The following is a 17,646-nucleotide window of genomic DNA, read 5'->3' as shown; positions in this document are numbered from 1 at the left end:
ACGGCATAACCGAATTACTCTTCTTTCGCACCGCGCATAGCACGTTTACGATCGTTCTCGGTCAGGTGACGTTTACGGATACGGATAGACAGCGGAGTCACTTCTACCAGTTCGTCGTCATCGATGAATTCCAGAGCCTGCTCCAGAGTCATCTTGACCGGTGGAACCAGAACCGTTGCTTCGTCAGTACCGGACGCACGCATGTTGGTCAGTTTCTTACCGGTCAGGCAGTTTACGGTCAGGTCGTTAGAACGGCTGTGAATACCGATGATCTGGCCTTCGTAAACTTCAGCACCGTGACCCAGGAACAGCTTACCGCGATCCTGCAGACCGAACAGCGCAAACGCAACCGCTTTACCCTGACCGTTGGAGATCAGTACGCCGTTGTTACGCTGGCCCACTTCGCCCGGACGCACGTCGTCGTAGTGGCTGAAGGTGGAGTACAGCAGACCGGTACCAGAGGTCATGGTCATGAACTCAGAACGGAAGCCGATCAGGCCACGGCTTGGGATCACGTAGTCGAGACGTACGCGGCCTTTGCCGTCTGGATTCATGTTTTTCAGGTCGCCTTTACGCTCACCCAGCGCCTGCATCACAGAACCCTGGTGCTGCTCTTCAACGTCCAGCGTCACGTTTTCGAACGGCTCTTGTTTACGGCCGTCGATTTCGCGGAAGATAACTTTCGGACGGGAAACCGCCATCTCGAAACCTTCACGACGCATGTTTTCGATCAGAACAGACAGGTGCAGTTCACCACGACCGGATACGCGGAAGGCATCAGCGTCTTCGGTTTCTTCAACGCGCAGCGCAACGTTGTGCACCAGCTCTTTGTTCAGGCGGTCAAGGATCTGACGAGAGGTAACGAACTTACCTTCTTTACCACAGAACGGAGAGGTGTTGACGTTGAAGAACATGGTAACGGTTGGTTCATCAACAGACAGGGCCGGCAGCGCTTCCACGTTCTGCGGGTCGCAGATGGTGTCAGAGATGTTCAGCTCGCCCAGACCGGTGATCGCGATGATGTCGCCCGCTTCAGCCAGATCGCTGTCGATACGCTCCAGACCCAGGTGAGTCAGCACTTTGCCAACTTTACCGTTGCGGGTTTTGCCTTCGCTATCGATGATAGTAACCTGCTGGTTTGGCTTCACTTTACCGCGTTTGATACGGCCGATACCGATGACGCCAACGTAGTTGTTGTAGTCCAGCTGGGAGATCTGCATCTGCAGTGGACCATCCAGATCAACATCCGGTGCCGGTACGTGATCGACAATCGCCTGATACAGCGGGGTCATGTCTTCCGCCATATCTTCGTGGTCCAGACCCGCGATACCATTCAGCGCCGAAGCGTAAATGATAGGGAAGTCCAGCTGTTCGTCGGTCGCGTCGAGGTTAACGAACAGGTCGAATACCTGATCAACAACCCAGTCAGGACGTGCGCCAGGACGGTCAACCTTGTTGATAACAACAATTGGTTTCAGGCCATGGGCAAATGCTTTTTTGGTCACGAAGCGCGTTTGCGGCATTGGGCCGTCAAATGCGTCAACCACCAGCAGCACGGAATCCACCATGGACATCACGCGCTCAACTTCACCACCGAAGTCGGCGTGCCCTGGGGTATCAACGATGTTGATACGGTAGTCATTCCATTTAATAGCGGTGTTTTTCGCGAGGATAGTAATCCCACGCTCTTTCTCCAAATCGTTGGAGTCCATCACACGCTCTTGAGTTTCGGCACGTGCATCAAACGTACCGGATTGCTGCAGCAGCTTATCAACCAGGGTAGTTTTACCATGGTCAACGTGCGCGATGATGGCGATGTTACGCAAATTTTCGATCACAACTTTGCCTCAGGCATTAGAAATAGCGCGTTATTGTACACGGATTAATCGCACTACAAAACAGGATCACAAACATCCTCCGCAAACAAGTATCGCAGAGATGCTTTGTGATCGCTTTCACGGAGCGAAAAAGGGCACTTTAACGAAAATTGCACCAATATGGTGCTCATTGTTCACACTGAAGCACTATACTGGTGCAACATTACCATTGTGGTGCAGCCCTTTTGCACTATGGTGCGCATGATAACGCCTTTTTGGGGTGTTTTAAAAGTTGGCACAGATTTCGCTTTATAAAAATTACATGGCAACAGCCAGTACAAACAGAAACTGAAGACCTCGTTACCACGACGACAATGACCAATCTGGAGAGTTAAGTATGTCCGCTGAACACGTTTTGACGATGCTGAACGAACATGAAGTGAAGTTTGTTGATCTCCGCTTCACCGACACCAAAGGTAAAGAACAGCACGTCACAATCCCTGCTCATCAGGTGAACGCCGAATTCTTTGAAGAAGGCAAAATGTTTGACGGCTCCTCCATTGGTGGCTGGAAAGGCATTAACGAATCCGACATGGTTCTGATGCCAGATGCAACCACTGCGGTCATTGATCCGTTCTTCGAAGAACCTACCCTGATCATCCGTTGCGACATCCTCGAGCCAGGCACGCTGCAGGGCTACGACCGCGACCCACGTTCTATCGCGAAACGCGCTGAAGAGTACCTGCGTTCTACCGGCATCGCGGACACCGTTCTGTTCGGGCCAGAGCCAGAGTTCTTCCTGTTCGATGACATCCGTTTTGGTGCCTCTATCTCTGGCTCCCACGTGGCTATCGACGACATCGAAGGCGCATGGAACTCCTCCACCAAATACGAAGGTGGTAACAAAGGTCACCGTCCAGGCGTGAAAGGCGGTTACTTCCCGGTTCCTCCGGTCGACTCTGCACAGGACATTCGTTCCACCATGTGTCTGGTGATGGAAGAGATGGGCCTGGTTGTTGAAGCGCACCACCACGAAGTGGCGACTGCGGGTCAGAACGAAGTGGCTACCCGCTTCAACACCATGACCAAAAAAGCGGACGAAATTCAGATCTACAAATACGTTGTGCACAACGTTGCGCACCGTTTCGGTAAAACCGCGACCTTCATGCCAAAACCAATGTTTGGCGACAACGGTTCCGGTATGCACTGCCACATGTCTCTGTCCAAGAACGGTACCAACCTGTTCTCTGGTGACAAATATGCCGGTCTGTCCGAGCAGGCGCTGTACTACATTGGCGGCGTAATCAAACACGCTAAAGCGATCAACGCCCTGGCGAACCCAACCACCAACTCCTACAAGCGTCTGGTCCCGGGCTACGAAGCGCCAGTGATGCTGGCCTACTCTGCGCGTAACCGTTCTGCTTCTATCCGTATCCCGGTGGTGGCGTCTCCTAAAGCGCGTCGTATCGAAGTTCGCTTCCCGGATCCAGCGGCTAACCCATACCTGTGCTTCGCAGCACTGCTGATGGCCGGTCTGGACGGTATCAAGAACAAGATTCACCCAGGCGAAGCGATGGACAAAAACCTGTACGACCTGCCGCCAGAAGAAGCGAAAGAGATCCCACAGGTTGCTGGCTCTCTGGAAGAAGCCCTGCAGGCGCTGGACGCAGACCGCGAGTTCCTGACCGCAGGTGGCGTATTCACTGACGACGCTATCGATGCCTACATCGCCCTGCGTACTGAAGAGAACGACCGCGTGCGCATGACTCCGCATCCGGTTGAGTTCGAACTGTACTACAGCGTTTAATTAAGTTGTTTTACCCGGCGTGACAAGCGCCGGGAGTAGTTGCCGTGGAAACTTTTAGCCCATCTCCGGATGGGCTTTTTTCTCCACCAACAACCTGATCTCACGCGCTTTTGACGCCGAAAACGCTATACTGCACTAAATTAGTGCAAACGACTCCAGGAGACTGCTGAATGGCAACTGGCACGCTGCCCGATGCTGGGCAGATCCTCAATTCTTTGATTAACAGCATTTTGCTGGTGGATGACGAGCTGGCCGTTCATTACGCCAACCCGGCGGCACAGCAGCTGCTCGCCCAAAGCGCACGCAAACTGTTCGGCACCCCGCTTCCGGAACTTCTGAGCTATTTTTCGCTGAATATTGGCCTGATGCAGGAAAGTTTACAGGCGGGCCAGGGTTTCACCGATAACGAAGTGACGCTGGTGATCGACGGGCGCTCGCACATTCTGTCGCTGACCGCGCAACGTCTTCCCGAAGGCTTGATCCTGCTGGAAATGGCGCCGATGGATAATCAGCGTCGCCTGAGCCAGGAGCAGCTTCAGCATGCGCAGCAAATTGCCGCCCGAGACCTGGTGCGCGGCCTGGCGCATGAAATCAAAAACCCGTTGGGTGGGTTACGCGGCGCGGCGCAGCTTCTGACCAAGGCGCTGCCCGACCCTGCGCTGGCGGAGTATACCAACGTCATCATCGAGCAGGCGGACCGCCTGCGGAATCTGGTTGACCGTCTTCTCGGGCCACAGCAGCCGGGAATGCACGTCACAGAAAGCATCCATAAAGTGGCCGAGCGGGTGGTGAAGCTCGTCTCGATGGAGCTGCCGGAGAACGTCACGCTGGTGCGTGATTACGACCCAAGCCTGCCGGAACTGGCCCATGACCCGGATCAGATTGAGCAGGTCCTGTTGAATATTGTGCGCAATGCCCTGCAGGCGCTGGGACCGGAAGGGGGCGAGATTATTTTACGCACCCGCACCGCCTTCCAGCTCACGTTACACGGCGTGCGCTATCGGCTTGCGGCCCGTATCGACGTCGAGGATAACGGCCCCGGTATTCCATCGCATCTTCAGGACACTCTGTTCTACCCGATGGTCAGCGGCCGCGAAGGCGGAACCGGCCTGGGCTTATCCATTGCCCGCAGTTTGATCGACCAACACTCTGGAAAAATTGAATTTACCAGTTGGCCGGGACATACCGAGTTTTCGGTTTTCCTGCCGATTAAAAAATAAAGGTGACGTTTATGCAACGAGGGATAGTCTGGGTAGTCGATGACGATAGCTCCATCCGTTGGGTGCTTGAACGCGCGCTCACAGGGGCTGGATTAAGCTGCACGACGTTTGAGAGCGGCAGCGAAGTGCTCGACGCACTCACCACTAAAACGCCCGATGTTCTGCTGTCGGATATCCGTATGCCGGGCATGGACGGGCTGGCGCTGTTAAAGCAGATCAAACAACGCCACCCTATGCTTCCGGTCATCATAATGACGGCTCATTCCGATCTGGATGCCGCGGTGAGCGCTTACCAGCAAGGGGCATTCGATTATCTGCCCAAACCGTTTGATATCGACGAAGCGGTGGCGCTGGTTGAGCGCGCGATTAGCCATTATCAGGAGCAGCAGCAGCCGCGCCACGCGCCCGATTTTGGGCCAACCACCGACATCATCGGCGAAGCGCCGGCGATGCAGGACGTGTTTCGCATTATTGGCCGTCTGTCCCGCTCCTCCATCAGCGTCTTGATTAACGGCGAATCGGGCACCGGTAAAGAGCTTGTGGCGCATGCGCTGCATCGCCACAGCCCGCGGGCAAAAGCGCCGTTTATCGCCCTCAATATGGCGGCGATCCCGAAGGACTTGATTGAATCCGAACTGTTCGGCCACGAAAAAGGTGCGTTTACCGGCGCAAATACCATTCGCCAGGGGCGCTTCGAACAGGCTGACGGCGGCACGCTGTTCCTGGATGAGATCGGCGATATGCCGCTGGACGTTCAGACCCGTCTGCTGCGCGTGCTGGCCGACGGGCAGTTTTACCGCGTGGGCGGCTACGCGCCGGTGAAGGTGGACGTGCGTATTATCGCCGCGACCCACCAGAACCTGGAGCAGCGCGTGCAGGAAGGCAAATTCCGTGAGGATTTATTCCATCGTCTGAACGTCATTCGCGTTCATCTGCCGCCGCTGCGTGAACGCCGGGAAGATATTCCCCGCCTGGCGCGTCATTTCCTGCAGGTGGCCGCCCGCGAGCTGGGCGTGGAAGCTAAGCAGCTTCATCCCGAAACCGATGCCGCTCTGACGCGTCTGGCGTGGCCGGGCAACGTGCGTCAGCTGGAAAACACCTGCCGTTGGTTAACCGTGATGGCTGCCGGTCAGGAAGTGCTGATTCAGGATTTACCGGCCGAGCTGTTTGAGGCGACCGCGCCGGAAAGCAGTAGCGGACACGCGCTGCCGGACAGCTGGGCGACGCTGCTGGCGCAGTGGGCCGACCGCGCGCTGCGTTCCGGTCATCAAAACCTGCTGTCTGAGGCTCAGCCTGAGATGGAGCGTACGCTGTTGACCACCGCGCTTCGTCATACCCAGGGTCATAAGCAGGAAGCCGCTCGCCTGTTAGGATGGGGACGCAATACCCTGACGCGCAAGCTGAAAGAGCTGGGAATGGAGTAATATCCGCGCTTGTGTAAAGGTTATTAATTGAGCGCAAATTGCCGTTATTTTGCGCTTTACTGTTCCGATGAGTTTTGTATGATCGTGCCCGGAAATTGGGGGTGAACATCATGCTGGAAACATTCGTGAATATGCTCTCTAGCGGAGCCGCTGAAAGCCACACGCCACAAACCGCCGTTGCGGCGGTGCTGTGTGCGGCGCTGGTTGGGCTGTTTAGCTAGCGAGTTGGCGATGAAAAGCCGGGTGGCGCTTCGCTTACCCGGCCTACATTTCGCACTTTTGTAGGCCGGGTAAGGCGAAGCCGCCACCCGGCATTACCGTTTAAATCACCCGCGAGAACTGCTGCATACGCGCTTTCTGACGCAGGTATGCGTCAAAGCACATGCAGATATTGCGGATCAACAGACGCCCTTTCGGCGTGACCTCAATCGCGCTCTCCGACATATCCACCAGCCCGTCTTTCGCCAGCGGCGCCAGCAGCTTCAGATCTTCCGCGAAATAATCGCTGAAGTTCAGCGCCCACTGCGCTTCCACGTCCCTGAAATCAAGACGGAAGTTGCAGATAAGCGCCTTAATCACATCGCGACGGATGCAGTCGTCACGGGTTAATGCGATGCCGCGCCACAGCGCGTTGCCGGTCTCATCCACCTGCTGGTAATACAGCTTTAGCTCTTTCTGGTTCTGCGCGTAGCAGTCGCCGATCATGCTGATGGCGGAGACGCCCATGCCGAGCAGATCGGTATCGCCCTGGGTCGTGTAGCCCTGGAAGTTGCGGTGCAGTACCCCTTCGCGCTGAGCAACGGCCAGCTCGTCATCAGGACGGGCAAAGTGATCCATGCCGATAAACTGATAGCCGGTGTCGGTCAGCGAGGTGATGGTTTCCTGCAGGATATCCAGCTTCTGCTGGGCAGAGGGCAGATCGGCATCTTTGATTTTGCGCTGGGCGGCAAAGAGCGTCGGCAGATGCGCGTAGTTAAAGACGCTCAGGCGGTCCGGACTGAGTTCAGCCACGCGCTTCAGCGTAAAGGCGAAGCTTTCCGGCGTCTGCTTTGGCAGACCGTAAATCAGGTCAATATTGGTCGACGTAAAACCGATGTCACGCGCATGGTTGAGTAAGGCAAAAATAAAGTCTTCGTCCTGCTCGCGGTTCACCAGACGCTGAACCTCTTTATTGAAGTCCTGCACGCCCATGCTCAGGCGGTTGAAGCCTTCTGCGCGTAAGTGATCCAGCACATCCAGCTCAATTTCGCGCGGATCGACTTCGATCGAGATTTCAGCGTCGTCGTTAAAACTGAAATTGCCGCGCAGCAGGGTCATCAGGCGGCTGATTTGCGCTTTATTCAGATAGGTTGGCGTACCGCCGCCCCAGTGCAACTGGCTGACGTGACGGCCTTTAAACAGCGGCGCGCGATGCACAATTTCCTGTTCAAGCGCGTCAAGGTACTGGTCGGCTTTATGCTGCTGGCGGGTCACGATTTTATTGCAGCCGCAGAAGTAGCAAAGCTTGTGGCAGAACGGAATATGGACGTAGAGCGACAGCGGACGCTCAGGATAGCGCGCAACAGCCTGCTGAAAATCCCCCTCGCCGAAGGCATCGGAGAACTCCAGCGCGGTGGGGTATGACGTATAACGCGGCCCGGAATAGTTATATTTCTGGATTAGGGCCAAATCCCAGTCGATAGTTGGTGCTGACATGCTCACTCCTTCCGTTGGTGTCGCGTTCGTATACGGCGGCCCGCTCTGACCCCATTGCGGGCCATCATTCGGGTGCGCAGCCACTTCTGTCGCCGCGACAACCGCCGTAGTTTAACGAATAACCACACCAGATAACATATAACCGGAAGGGTTATAAGCAGGACTATCGAGCCTGCCGGGTGCAAATGTTAGTTTCCACCCTTCAGAAGACGCATCATATCTTCCTGCTTTTCGTCTTCTTCTTCGTCGTCTTCGTCATCGTAAGACAGACCCAGCTTCTGCATCAGCTCGTCGATGCGATCCAGTTTGGCATCCACCCATGACTGCTCTTCGGCGGTCAGGGTTTCACCCTCTTCAAGACGTTCCAGCAGCGCGTCCAGGCGCTCATCGTTCTCCAGCAAATCCAGCTCAGCCTGCGGTGAAAGCATAGGTTTCTCGCTCTTTGGTTTGTGCTGCTTAGTGACCGGGGTGTCTGTCACGCCCAGTGGAATGGGAGTTTTACTGCCGATACGAGGATCTTTCTGCTGCTTGCTTTTTGCAGAAGCGCCCGCTGCACCACCACCGTTGGCACGGCTACCCGCAGCATGACCGCGATGTTTTTTGTCGCGTTTGCGGTCGCGCGCTTCCTGGTTCAGTTCTTCGCGCGTTTTGCGGCGTGCTTTTGCAGGGCGTTTCGCGCCCGCAGCGGAGGTTGGTTTTTTCATGATGTTTTATCTTTAAGTCGTTTTATTCAGTATAGAATTGCGGCGAAATCTAGCAGAAAGCAAGCAAAGAAAAAAGGCGACAGAGCAATCTGTCGCCTTTTTTCCTGACTCACAACCCTTAACGGGTCAGACATTCCATGTTTGCCAACAACAAACCCTGTTTATCCCTTGGCTAATACCGTCCGTGATACGGTTCCATTTCCTGTTAAAACGCCTCCAGGCGCTGGTCGTCCTGACAATCCTGCGTCTTCGCCTCCTGGCGCTCCTGACCCTTATCCTTAAGTCATCATCCTGTTGGCTTCCTCGCCTTGCCGCATACTTTACCGTGTTCGCTTAAACTAACAAGCAACGAAACGGTACAAAAACGGATTTTCAGATAATTACCTGGAAATAAGATGATGATTTAAAACAGTTTGCCTTTTTCTTGCTCCTGCGATTTCTCTGAAATCTCCCATAGTACGTATAGCCAATCTCTCACAGCGGCCAGGGCTTAAGCCTACAAGCTGAGTGCAATGAAAAAAGTCTTTTGCCCGCATTCAGGTATAATTCCCCTCAGATTACGATTTTTGGAGACGACCACGTGACTACCTGGAACTACCAACAGACGCATTTTGTCACCAGTGCGCCCGATATTCGCCACCTCCCCTCTGATACCGGTATTGAAGTGGCCTTTGCTGGCCGCTCTAATGCGGGTAAATCCAGCGCCCTGAATACGCTGACCAATCAGAAGAACCTGGCGCGTACCTCAAAAACACCTGGCCGTACCCAGCTGATCAACCTGTTTGAAGTCGCAGAGGGCAAACGCCTGGTCGACTTACCGGGGTACGGTTATGCGCAGGTACCCGAAGAGATGAAAATCAAATGGCAGCGTGCGCTGGGTGAATACCTCGAAAAACGCATGTGCCTGAAAGGTCTGGTGGTATTGATGGATATTCGCCACCCGCTGAAAGATCTCGATCAGCAGATGATCGACTGGGCGGTGGCAAGCGATATCGCCGTGCTGGTGCTGCTGACGAAAGCCGATAAGCTGGCAAGCGGTGCGCGTAAAGCGCAGGTGAATATGGTTCGTGAAGCGGTGCTGGCGTTCAACGGCGATGTGCAGGTTGAGCCGTTCTCCTCGCTGAAAAAGCAGGGCGTGGACAAGCTGCGTCAGAAGCTCGACACCTGGTTTAGCGAGCTGGAACCCGCGACGGAAGCGGAAGAAGAGTGATACCGAGCGCGGCAATGGCCGCGCTTTTTTTTGCCTGAACATTTCTTTGCCGCAATAAAAAACGCCCCAGTCATTACTGACTGGGGCGGCTAAAATATTCAGCCAAATCCGATTACGTGAAGTAAAAGGTCTGAAAGATAGAACATCTTACCTCTGTACCCTACGCCGATAACTCTACCCCTTTTTGTGTTGCAGAAAAAGCACTTTTTGTAGTTTTTTTTCATTCTTTACATAGGGAATTCTAATGATCGTCACAAAACGCGCGTTGCCATGTTGCAAACTTACATAAAAAGCGCGTTATGCGAAGAACCCTTAGTGAGCCTGATCCCAGTTTTCACCACTTCCCACTTCCACCAGCAACGGCACGTCCAGCGTCATGCTGCTTTCCATCAGTTCGTGGATCTTCTTCGACACGGCGTCGAGGTCGTCCTTGTGCACTTCAAATACCAGTTCATCGTGTACCTGCATGATCATTTTCACACGCGGTTTCTCTTTCTCGAGCCAGGCATCCACGGCGATCATTGCACGCTTAATAATGTCCGCCGCGGTCCCCTGCATGGGGGCGTTGATCGCGGCACGTTCTGCGCCCGCGCGGCGCGCCGCGTTGCTGGATTTGATGTCCGGGAGGTAGAGACGGCGGCCGTCCAGCGTTTCAACGTAGCCTTTCTCTTTCGCCTGCGCGCGGGTACGTTCCATATATTCCAGCACGCCCGGGTAGCGTTCGAAGTAGAGATCCATATACTTCTGCGACTCTTTACGCGGAATATTGAGCTGGCGTGAAAGGCCGAACGCGCTCATGCCGTAGATCAGACCGAAGTTGATCGCTTTAGCGCTGCGGCGCTGTTCGTTGGTCACGCTGTCCAGCGGCAAGCCGAAGACTTCCGCCGCGGTTGCCCGGTGGATATCTTTCCCTTCGGCAAACGCGGTCAGCAGGCCTTTGTCGCGGGACAGATGCGCCATAATGCGCAGCTCAATTTGCGAGTAGTCAGCAGAGACAATCAGATAATCCTCTGGTGCGATGAAAGCCTGGCGAATACGGCGGCCCTCTTCGTTACGTACCGGGATGTTCTGCAGGTTGGGATCGGTTGACGAGAGACGACCGGTCGCCGCGACAGCCTGATGATATGAGGTGTGCACGCGGCCCGTTTTCGGGTTGATCATCAGCGGAAGCTTATCAGTGTAGGTAGACTTCAGCTTCGCGAGACCACGGTACTGCAGAATCACTTTTGGCAGCGGGTAATCCAGCGCCAGCTCTTCCAGCACCTCTTCAGAGGTTGAAGGCGCACCGCCAGGGGTTTTCTTCAGCGGCTTGATGCCCTGCTTTTCAAACAGAATGGTTTGCAGCTGCTTCGGTGAAGAGAGGTTAAACGGCTCGCCTGCAAGCTCATGCGCTTTTTGCTCCAGCTCGGTCAGGCGCTGCGCCAGCTCCCCGGAGTGGTTATGCAGCACCGTTGGATCGATTTTCACGCCGTTGCGTTCAATGCGGGACAGCACGGGTACCAGCGGCATCTCAATATGCTGGAACACATTCAGCGGACCTTCGTGCTTTTGCAGTTTTGGCCACATCTTCAGGTGGAGCTGCAGCGTAACGTCAGCGTCTTCCGCCGCGTAGCGTCCTGCCTCTTCAAGAGAAATCTGGTTAAAGGTGAGCTGATTTTTCCCTTTGCCGGCAATCTCTTCGAAGGTGATGGTTTTGTGCTTGAGCCAGCGGTCAGATAAGGAATCCATATCATGACGGCCCGCGACGCTGTCCAGAATGTAAGATTCAAGCATGGTGTCGAAGGCGATCCCGCGCAGTTCAATGCCGTAGTTTTGCAGAATGCCGCGGTCGTACTTGAGGTTTTGCCCAACCTTGAGCGCCTTTTCGTCTTCCAGGATCGGCTTCAGCAGTTCAAGCACGCGTTCACGGGAGATCTGTTCCGGCGCATCCAGGTAATCGTGCGCCACGGGAACATAGGCCGCATGACCTGGCGCTGTCGCAAATGACAGGCCTACCATATTGGCAGAGATGTTATCGAGACTGTCCGTTTCGGTGTCAAAGGCAAAGACCGGCGCTTTTTTCAGTTTCTCGATCCAGGCAATGAGCTGTGACTCTTCAAGAAGGGTTTCATAATTGTCGAAGGAAAGCGCCACGGCTTCTTCTTCCGCCTGCTCTTCAGCATCAACGACAATCGTCTCCTTCGGCTTTGTGGAAGGTTTTGCCCCTTTTGCCTGCAGCCATTTACCGGCTTCCACGTCGGTGGTCCAGCGCTTAAATTCGTATTTCTTAAACAGGCTTAGAAGCTCGTCCGCAGAAGGCTGCTGCACTTCCAGCTGTTCACAGCCCAGTTCGAGCTCGACATCGGTTTTGATTGTGGCCAGCTTATAAGAGAGATAAGCCACCTCTTTGTTCTCTTCCAGCTTCCCAGCCATGGTTTTGGCACCACGGAAGGAGAGACTGGCGATTTTGTCTGATTCCGCGTAGAGCGTATCCAGCCCGCCCAGCCCCTGAAGCAGCGCCTGCGCGGTTTTCTCACCGACGCCAGGGACACCAGGAATGTTATCCGAGGAGTCGCCCATCAACGCGAGGAAGTCGATAATCAGCTCTGGCGGCACGCCATATTTTGCGACCACCTCTTCCGGCCCAAGAATGGTGTTGGTCATGGTGTTAATCAGGGTAATCCCTGGCGTCACCAGCTGCGCCATATCTTTATCACCGGTGCTAATCAGTACCGGACGACCCATCTTTTCGGCTTCACGCGCCAGCGTACCGATGACGTCATCCGCTTCAACCCCAGAAACGGCCAGCAGCGGCAGACCCATCGCTTTCACCATCGCATGCAGCGGCTCTATCTGCGCACGCAGATCGTCAGGCATTGGCGGACGGTGGGATTTGTAATGTTCAAACAACTCGTCGCGGAACGTTTTGCCTTTCGCATCAAACACGACGGCCGCATGGGTTGGCTGATACTGAAGGATCAGGCTGCGCAGCATATTCAGCACGCCATACATTGCGCCGGTAGGTTCCCCTGCGCTGTTGGTCAGAGGAGGAAACGCATGGTACGCCCGATACAGGTAAGAAGAGCCATCGACGAGAATAAGAGGGTTTTCTGGGATCTGAACCATAATGTCCGTGCCTTTAATCAATTTATGCGTAAAGGATGCCACAGAAGGATGAAAACATCAGTTATTCAGGCCCGATACAGGAAAAGATTTTGCGATCGTGAGGATCGCTCGTAAAAATCAAACTGTGGATAAGTTTGTGAGTATTTTCACTTCACATGAATAACAGACGTAAAAAATACATATAAGGCAATATTTAGATCTTAATTATCAGATTGTTATGTTATGAGATCGCCTCTATATGGCCAACTGATGGCAATTTAGTCTATGTGGATATAAGCCTTGATTTACGCAGAACAACAGCGAAATCTTCTGCGCCGGGGTAAAAGCCGCCAAATCACCCTGTGAAAGCGCCATTCATTTGTCTGTTTTCTGGTAAAATCAGCGCCCAGCGTCGACTATCCGGTCGCTCACTTACAGCTAACCACCTGAAAAAGCTCATCATGTCGAGATTGCTCGCTGCAATAACATTACTGCTAAGCATCATTTTAACTATCCTGGTGACGATCGCCTGTTCCGTACCGATCATTCTCGCCGGGATCATTAAACTGTTGCTGCCTGTACCCGTGGTGTGGCGAGCCGTGTCCGCATTTTGTAATTTCATGATGTATTGCTGGTGCGAAGGACTGGCGATCCTGTTGCGCCTTAACCCGCACCTGATGTGGGATGTCAAAGGGCTGGAGAACCTTAACAAAAAGAACTGGTACCTGCTGATCTGCAATCACCACAGCTGGGCGGACATCGTGGTGTTATGCGTGCTTTTTCGCAAACACATCCCGATGAACAAATATTTCCTGAAACAGCAGCTCGCCTGGGTGCCTTTTATCGGGCTGGCCTGCTGGGCGCTCGATATGCCGTTTATGAAACGCTATTCGCGCAGCTATTTGATTCGTCATCCGGAACGTCGCGGTAAGGATGTGGAGACCACGCGCCGCTCCTGTGAAAAGTTTCGTGCGCATCCAACGGCCATCGTGAACTTTGTTGAAGGCTCCCGGTTTACGGAAGAGAAGCGCCAGCAAACGCGCTCTCCGTATCAGCATCTGCTGCCGCCAAAGGCAGCGGGGATTGCGATGGCGCTTAACGTGCTGGGAGCACAGTTCGATAAACTTCTTAACGTCACGCTCTGCTATCCGGAAAACGATAAGACGCCGTTCTTCGATATGCTCAGCGGCAAACTGACGCGTATTGTCGTGCACGTCGACCTGGTCCCGATTGACGCTGAACTGCACGGTGATTACGTAAACGATAAGAACTTCAAACGTCGTTTCCAGCAGTGGCTTAATACGCTCTGGAAAGAGAAAGACGAACAGATAGACAAGATAAAATCTTCATACAAAAACGCCGGTCAGTGACCGGCGTTTTTACATTAACGAAATTACTTCTTCTCAACCAGGTATTTCACGGTATCTGCATACTGCTGTACGAAAATATCCATGCTGCTGGTGTCCATGCCCTGCATGTTCAGCTGATATTTGCCGTTAACAAACATCGCCGGAACGCCCTGAAGCTGGAGGTCAGCAGCCGCTTTTTCCTGCTGGGCAACCAGTGATTTCACCACGAAGCTGTTCCATGCGGCATCGTACTCTTCACCTTTCACGCCGGCATCAACGAACACTTTACGGATATCCGCAGTGGTCTGAACGGTCTGGGTTTTCTGTACGGCTTCAAACATTGGCGAAGTGATCTTATCTTCTACGCCCAGTGCCATCGCCACCGCCCATGCCTGAGTCAGGTCTTTACCCAATGGGCCCAGGAACTCGACGTGGTACTTGGTCATTTTGGTGCCTTCCGGCAGCTTTTTCTTCACGTTGTCAGAGACATGCAACACCTGCTCGAACTGGTAACAGTGTGGGCAATAGAACGAGAAGAACTCCAGTACCTGTGGCTCGCCAGCGACCGGCTTCTCCAGCGTGATGTACTGTTTGCCGTCGGTAAACTGTGCAGCAGAAGCGCTAAATGCCAGAATCATACCTGCCAGCGCCAGCCAAATTTTTTTCATGATTAACTCTCTCCTGGGTGTGTCCATTAATACATCGGCGTTAATTGCAGAGGGGGCTCCTGAAGAACCTTAACCTGCTCAGTAAATGTAGATATCTGGCTACGCCAGTAATCCTCTCCGGTAAGCCACGGGAAATTACGAGGAAATGCCGGATCGTCCCAACGCCTGATTAACCATGCGAGATAATAAACAAAACGCATCGCACGTAAAGGCTCAATCAGGGCAATTTCGTCTGAATTAAACGGGCTAAATTCTTCATAAGCTTCAATAATGGTTTCAAGCTGCATGCGTTGCTCGGCTTTGTCGCCATTCAGCAGCATCCACAGGTCCTGAACCGCTGGCCCCATACGCGTATCATCGAGATCGACAAACAGCGGGCCGTCACGCCAGAGAATATTCCCGGCGTGACAATCGCCATGCAGGCGCAGGACGGAAATATCATCACGCCAGCAGGTTTTCACTGCAGCAATAAGCTTATCGGTGGCGTTGAGGAAATCATCCTTTAGCGCTGCGGGGATCATTGCAGACGTTTCGAATATTGTGCGCGGTTCAAGAAGGTATTCCTGAATCCCCATAGTCGGGCGGGCAATAAAGGCTTTTTTGCGTCCCGTCTGGTGTATACGCCCAAGATAGCGGGCAACCCACTCCATCTGATCGATATTATCCGCTTCAAACTGACGGCCACCCAGACTTGGGAATACTGCGTAGTAATACCCTTCGTGCGTAAGGAGCGTTTGGTTATTGAATTTTAGCGGTGCGGCAACGGGGACATCGTCATCCAGCAGATCGTGAGCGAACTGATGCTCTTCCTGAATTTGTTCAGCGGACCAGCGTTCAGGACGATAGAATTTTACGACATAGCGCTGACGATCCTCGTCCTGAAATTGATAGACGCGGTTTTCGTAGCTGTTTAACGGTGTTAGCCCGGAATCCACCCGAATACCCTGTTCAAACAGGGCATCCATAATGGTGTCCGGGTGTAATGTCTGGAAAGTAAAAGCCTGGTCGTTCATCCGATCATCCGGAAATTATACGAATGATTCAGGATATCATCTTGTGGCGATTTCGGTGCCGCCGCTTACAAGCTTTTACTCTTTAATTACGCCTCGGGCGCGCAGCAATGCAGTCTTAAAATCTTCCTCATAATCTTTCTGAATACCAGGAATAACAGCATCTTTGGCAGAGTCGCGCATTTTAAGGTGGTAGATCAGGATGTCGTCAGAAAGGTCTGCCAGATCGCCGTCAAAACCTGACTCTTTTGCCAGTTTCTGTAAAAATTGCATCAGATTGAGCTCTGGCTCTTTTTGCCAGGCGGGCTGGAGGAGTTCAATAACTTCATTCAGACGTTTACATTTCATGGTGGTGCTCCTTTCATTTAGAGTGACACGTTAGCAGGGTCAATCCCACAATAAAAGAGGCGATATTCGTGAATGTTAGCCAGGAAATCATCGGGGTCGTTCTGGCAGGCGGCAGAGCAACGCGAATGGGCGGTAAAGATAAGGGGCTTCAGCTTCTTAATGGAAAACCCTTGTGGCAGCATGTCGCCGATACGCTCGCCGGCCAGGTGACGGCAATGGCCATCAGCGCTAACCGGCATATCGACACTTACCGGCAAAGCGGGTACGCCGTTTATCAGGATAGCCTTGAGAATTACCCGGGGCCGCTTGCCGGTATGCTTTCAGTCATGCAACAGTCGCACGGAGAGTGGTTCATCTTCTGCCCCTGCGATACCCCGTTTATTCCGTCCTGTCTTGTCGAGCGTCTGTTCCTGCTTCGTGGTACGGCTCCTGTGGTTTGGGTGCATGACGGCGAGCGTGACCATCCTGCTATCGCGTTGATGCATCGATCGCTAGCGCCTGCTCTGCAGGCCTACCTGGCCGCGCGAGAGCGCAGAGTGATGGTCTTTATGCGTGAGTCTGGAGGCCATTCCGTTGATTTTAGCGATGTGAAATCAGCGTTTGTGAACGTAAATACGAGTGAAGATTTGCAGATGATGCAGGAGAAAAGATGATACCTGTTGTAGCCATTTCCGCCTGGAGTGGGACCGGGAAAACCACGCTGTTGAAAAAGCTCATTCCTGCGCTTTGTGCCAGAGGGCTTCGCCCTGGTTTGATTAAGCATAGTCATCACAACATGGACATTGATACGCCCGGAAAAGACAGCTATGAGCTGCGTAAGGCCGGAGCAGCACAAACGATGGTAGCAAGCCCTCAGCGCTGGGCGTTAATGACAGAAACGCCGGATGAGGCGCCGCTGAATCTCGCTTATCTGGTTAGCCGGATGGATCACTCCACGCTGGATCTGGTGCTGGTTGAGGGATTTAAGCATGAGGCCGTGCCTAAGATCTTACTTTTCAGAAGCAATGCCGGGCATGATTTGAGCGAGTTAACGCTGGATGAACATGTGATTGCGGTGGCCAGCGATGTGGCAGTGGAACTTGAGGTTCCAGTGCTGGATTTAAATGATGTGGACGGGATTGCGCAGTTTATTGTGGCTTGGAGTGCGGTCTGACTTGCCGGGTGGCGGCTTTGCCTTAACCGGCCTACCGTTTTTTGGCGCATAAACGCAAAAAGGCCATCCTTCCGGATGGCCTCTTCACTTGTTTGATGCCTGGCAGTTCCCTACTCTCACATGGGGAGACCCCACACTACCATCGGCGCTACGGCGT

The 17,646-nt window shown here is 53.6% G+C and carries 16 protein-coding genes; 8 read left to right on the top strand and 8 right to left on the bottom strand.

Features of this window, described 5'->3' with window-relative positions; translation table 11 throughout:
• Nucleotides 1-14: 14 nt before the first annotated feature.
• Nucleotides 15-1,838: a ribosome-dependent GTPase TypA gene (gene typA / locus ACOTXI_RS20470; protein WP_058654057.1), complete on the bottom strand. Its 1,824-nt coding sequence runs from the start codon at nucleotides 1,836-1,838 to the stop codon at nucleotides 15-17.
• Between the two features lie 376 nt (nucleotides 1,839-2,214).
• On the opposite strand from typA, the gene glnA reads away from it, so the two are divergent.
• From glnA to ACOTXI_RS20450, 4 genes are all read left to right on the top strand, one after another.
• Nucleotides 2,215-3,624 (top strand): glutamate--ammonia ligase, encoded by a 1,410-nt coding sequence (glnA, locus tag ACOTXI_RS20465; protein ID WP_008501856.1) that lies wholly within the window; start codon nucleotides 2,215-2,217, stop codon nucleotides 3,622-3,624.
• Nucleotides 3,625-3,794: 170 nt separating this feature from the next.
• The gene (gene glnL, locus ACOTXI_RS20460; RefSeq protein WP_008501857.1) at nucleotides 3,795-4,844 is read left to right on the top strand and encodes a nitrogen regulation protein NR(II); all 1,050 of its coding nucleotides are present in this window, start codon (nucleotides 3,795-3,797) and stop codon (nucleotides 4,842-4,844) included.
• 11 nt (nucleotides 4,845-4,855) lie between these two features.
• Nucleotides 4,856-6,268: a nitrogen regulation protein NR(I) gene (glnG, locus tag ACOTXI_RS20455; RefSeq protein ID WP_008501858.1), complete on the top strand. Its 1,413-nt coding sequence runs from the start codon at nucleotides 4,856-4,858 to the stop codon at nucleotides 6,266-6,268.
• Nucleotides 6,269-6,378: 110 nt separating this feature from the next.
• Nucleotides 6,379-6,489, top strand: coding sequence for a YshB family small membrane protein (locus tag ACOTXI_RS20450; protein ID WP_032622955.1), 111 nt, complete (start codon nucleotides 6,379-6,381; stop codon nucleotides 6,487-6,489).
• 100 nt (nucleotides 6,490-6,589) lie between these two features.
• Here the strand turns inward: ACOTXI_RS20450 and hemN are convergent, their stop codons facing one another.
• Nucleotides 6,590-7,963, bottom strand: coding sequence for an oxygen-independent coproporphyrinogen III oxidase (gene hemN / locus ACOTXI_RS20445; protein ID WP_039025245.1), 1,374 nt, complete (start codon nucleotides 7,961-7,963; stop codon nucleotides 6,590-6,592).
• 188 nt (nucleotides 7,964-8,151) lie between these two features.
• A complete protein-coding gene (gene yihI / locus ACOTXI_RS20440) occupies nucleotides 8,152-8,667 on the bottom strand; it encodes a Der GTPase-activating protein YihI (protein WP_008501860.1) in 516 nt (171 codons plus the stop codon).
• A 580-nt stretch (nucleotides 8,668-9,247) separates the two neighbouring features.
• Here yihI and yihA point away from each other — a divergent pair.
• Complete coding sequence (gene yihA, locus ACOTXI_RS20435) at nucleotides 9,248-9,877, top strand: ribosome biogenesis GTP-binding protein YihA/YsxC (RefSeq protein ID WP_008501861.1); 630 nt, start codon at nucleotides 9,248-9,250, stop codon at nucleotides 9,875-9,877.
• Nucleotides 9,878-10,189: 312 nt separating this feature from the next.
• Here yihA and polA read toward each other — a convergent pair whose 3' ends face one another.
• Both polA and ACOTXI_RS20425 read right to left on the bottom strand, forming a co-directional pair.
• Nucleotides 10,190-12,982, bottom strand: a complete 2,793-nt coding sequence (polA, locus tag ACOTXI_RS20430) for a DNA polymerase I (RefSeq protein WP_058654059.1) — start codon at nucleotides 12,980-12,982, stop codon at nucleotides 10,190-10,192.
• Nucleotides 12,983-13,316: 334 nt separating this feature from the next.
• Entirely contained in the window at nucleotides 13,317-13,583 is a 267-nt protein-coding gene (locus ACOTXI_RS20425; RefSeq protein ID WP_227009869.1) for a hypothetical protein, read from the bottom strand.
• Here ACOTXI_RS20425 and ACOTXI_RS20420 point away from each other — a divergent pair.
• Entirely contained in the window at nucleotides 13,480-14,331 is an 852-nt protein-coding gene (locus tag ACOTXI_RS20420; RefSeq protein ID WP_230964520.1) for an acyltransferase, read from the top strand. The genes ACOTXI_RS20425 and ACOTXI_RS20420 overlap by 104 nt on opposite strands.
• Before the next feature lie 23 nt (nucleotides 14,332-14,354).
• On the opposite strand, the gene dsbA is transcribed toward ACOTXI_RS20420, so the two are convergent.
• From dsbA to ACOTXI_RS20405, 3 genes are all read right to left on the bottom strand, one after another.
• Complete coding sequence (gene dsbA / locus ACOTXI_RS20415; protein ID WP_008501864.1) at nucleotides 14,355-14,978, bottom strand: thiol:disulfide interchange protein DsbA; 624 nt, start codon at nucleotides 14,976-14,978, stop codon at nucleotides 14,355-14,357.
• A gap of 26 nt (nucleotides 14,979-15,004) precedes the next feature.
• Nucleotides 15,005-15,991, bottom strand: a complete 987-nt coding sequence (locus ACOTXI_RS20410; RefSeq protein ID WP_421633962.1) for a serine/threonine protein kinase — start codon at nucleotides 15,989-15,991, stop codon at nucleotides 15,005-15,007.
• Between the two features lie 75 nt (nucleotides 15,992-16,066).
• Entirely contained in the window at nucleotides 16,067-16,336 is a 270-nt protein-coding gene (locus ACOTXI_RS20405; protein ID WP_008501866.1) for a YihD family protein, read from the bottom strand.
• 68 nt (nucleotides 16,337-16,404) lie between these two features.
• Between ACOTXI_RS20405 and mobA the strand changes: the two genes are divergently transcribed.
• Both mobA and mobB read left to right on the top strand, forming a co-directional pair.
• Complete coding sequence (gene mobA / locus ACOTXI_RS20400) at nucleotides 16,405-16,989, top strand: molybdenum cofactor guanylyltransferase MobA (RefSeq protein ID WP_058654061.1); 585 nt, start codon at nucleotides 16,405-16,407, stop codon at nucleotides 16,987-16,989.
• Nucleotides 16,986-17,489, top strand: a complete 504-nt coding sequence (mobB, locus tag ACOTXI_RS20395) for a molybdopterin-guanine dinucleotide biosynthesis protein MobB (RefSeq protein ID WP_058654062.1) — start codon at nucleotides 16,986-16,988, stop codon at nucleotides 17,487-17,489. Before mobA ends, mobB begins: the two co-directional genes overlap by 4 nt.
• The last annotated feature ends 157 nt before the right edge of the window (nucleotides 17,490-17,646 follow it).

Source organism: Enterobacter cloacae complex sp. BZL2005 (assembly GCF_049238885.1).
Classification (GTDB): Bacteria; Pseudomonadota; Gammaproteobacteria; order Enterobacterales; family Enterobacteriaceae; genus Enterobacter; species Enterobacter roggenkampii.
The sequence above is the reverse complement of the archived record's forward strand: the minus strand, read 5'-3'. Positions and strand labels throughout refer to the sequence as shown.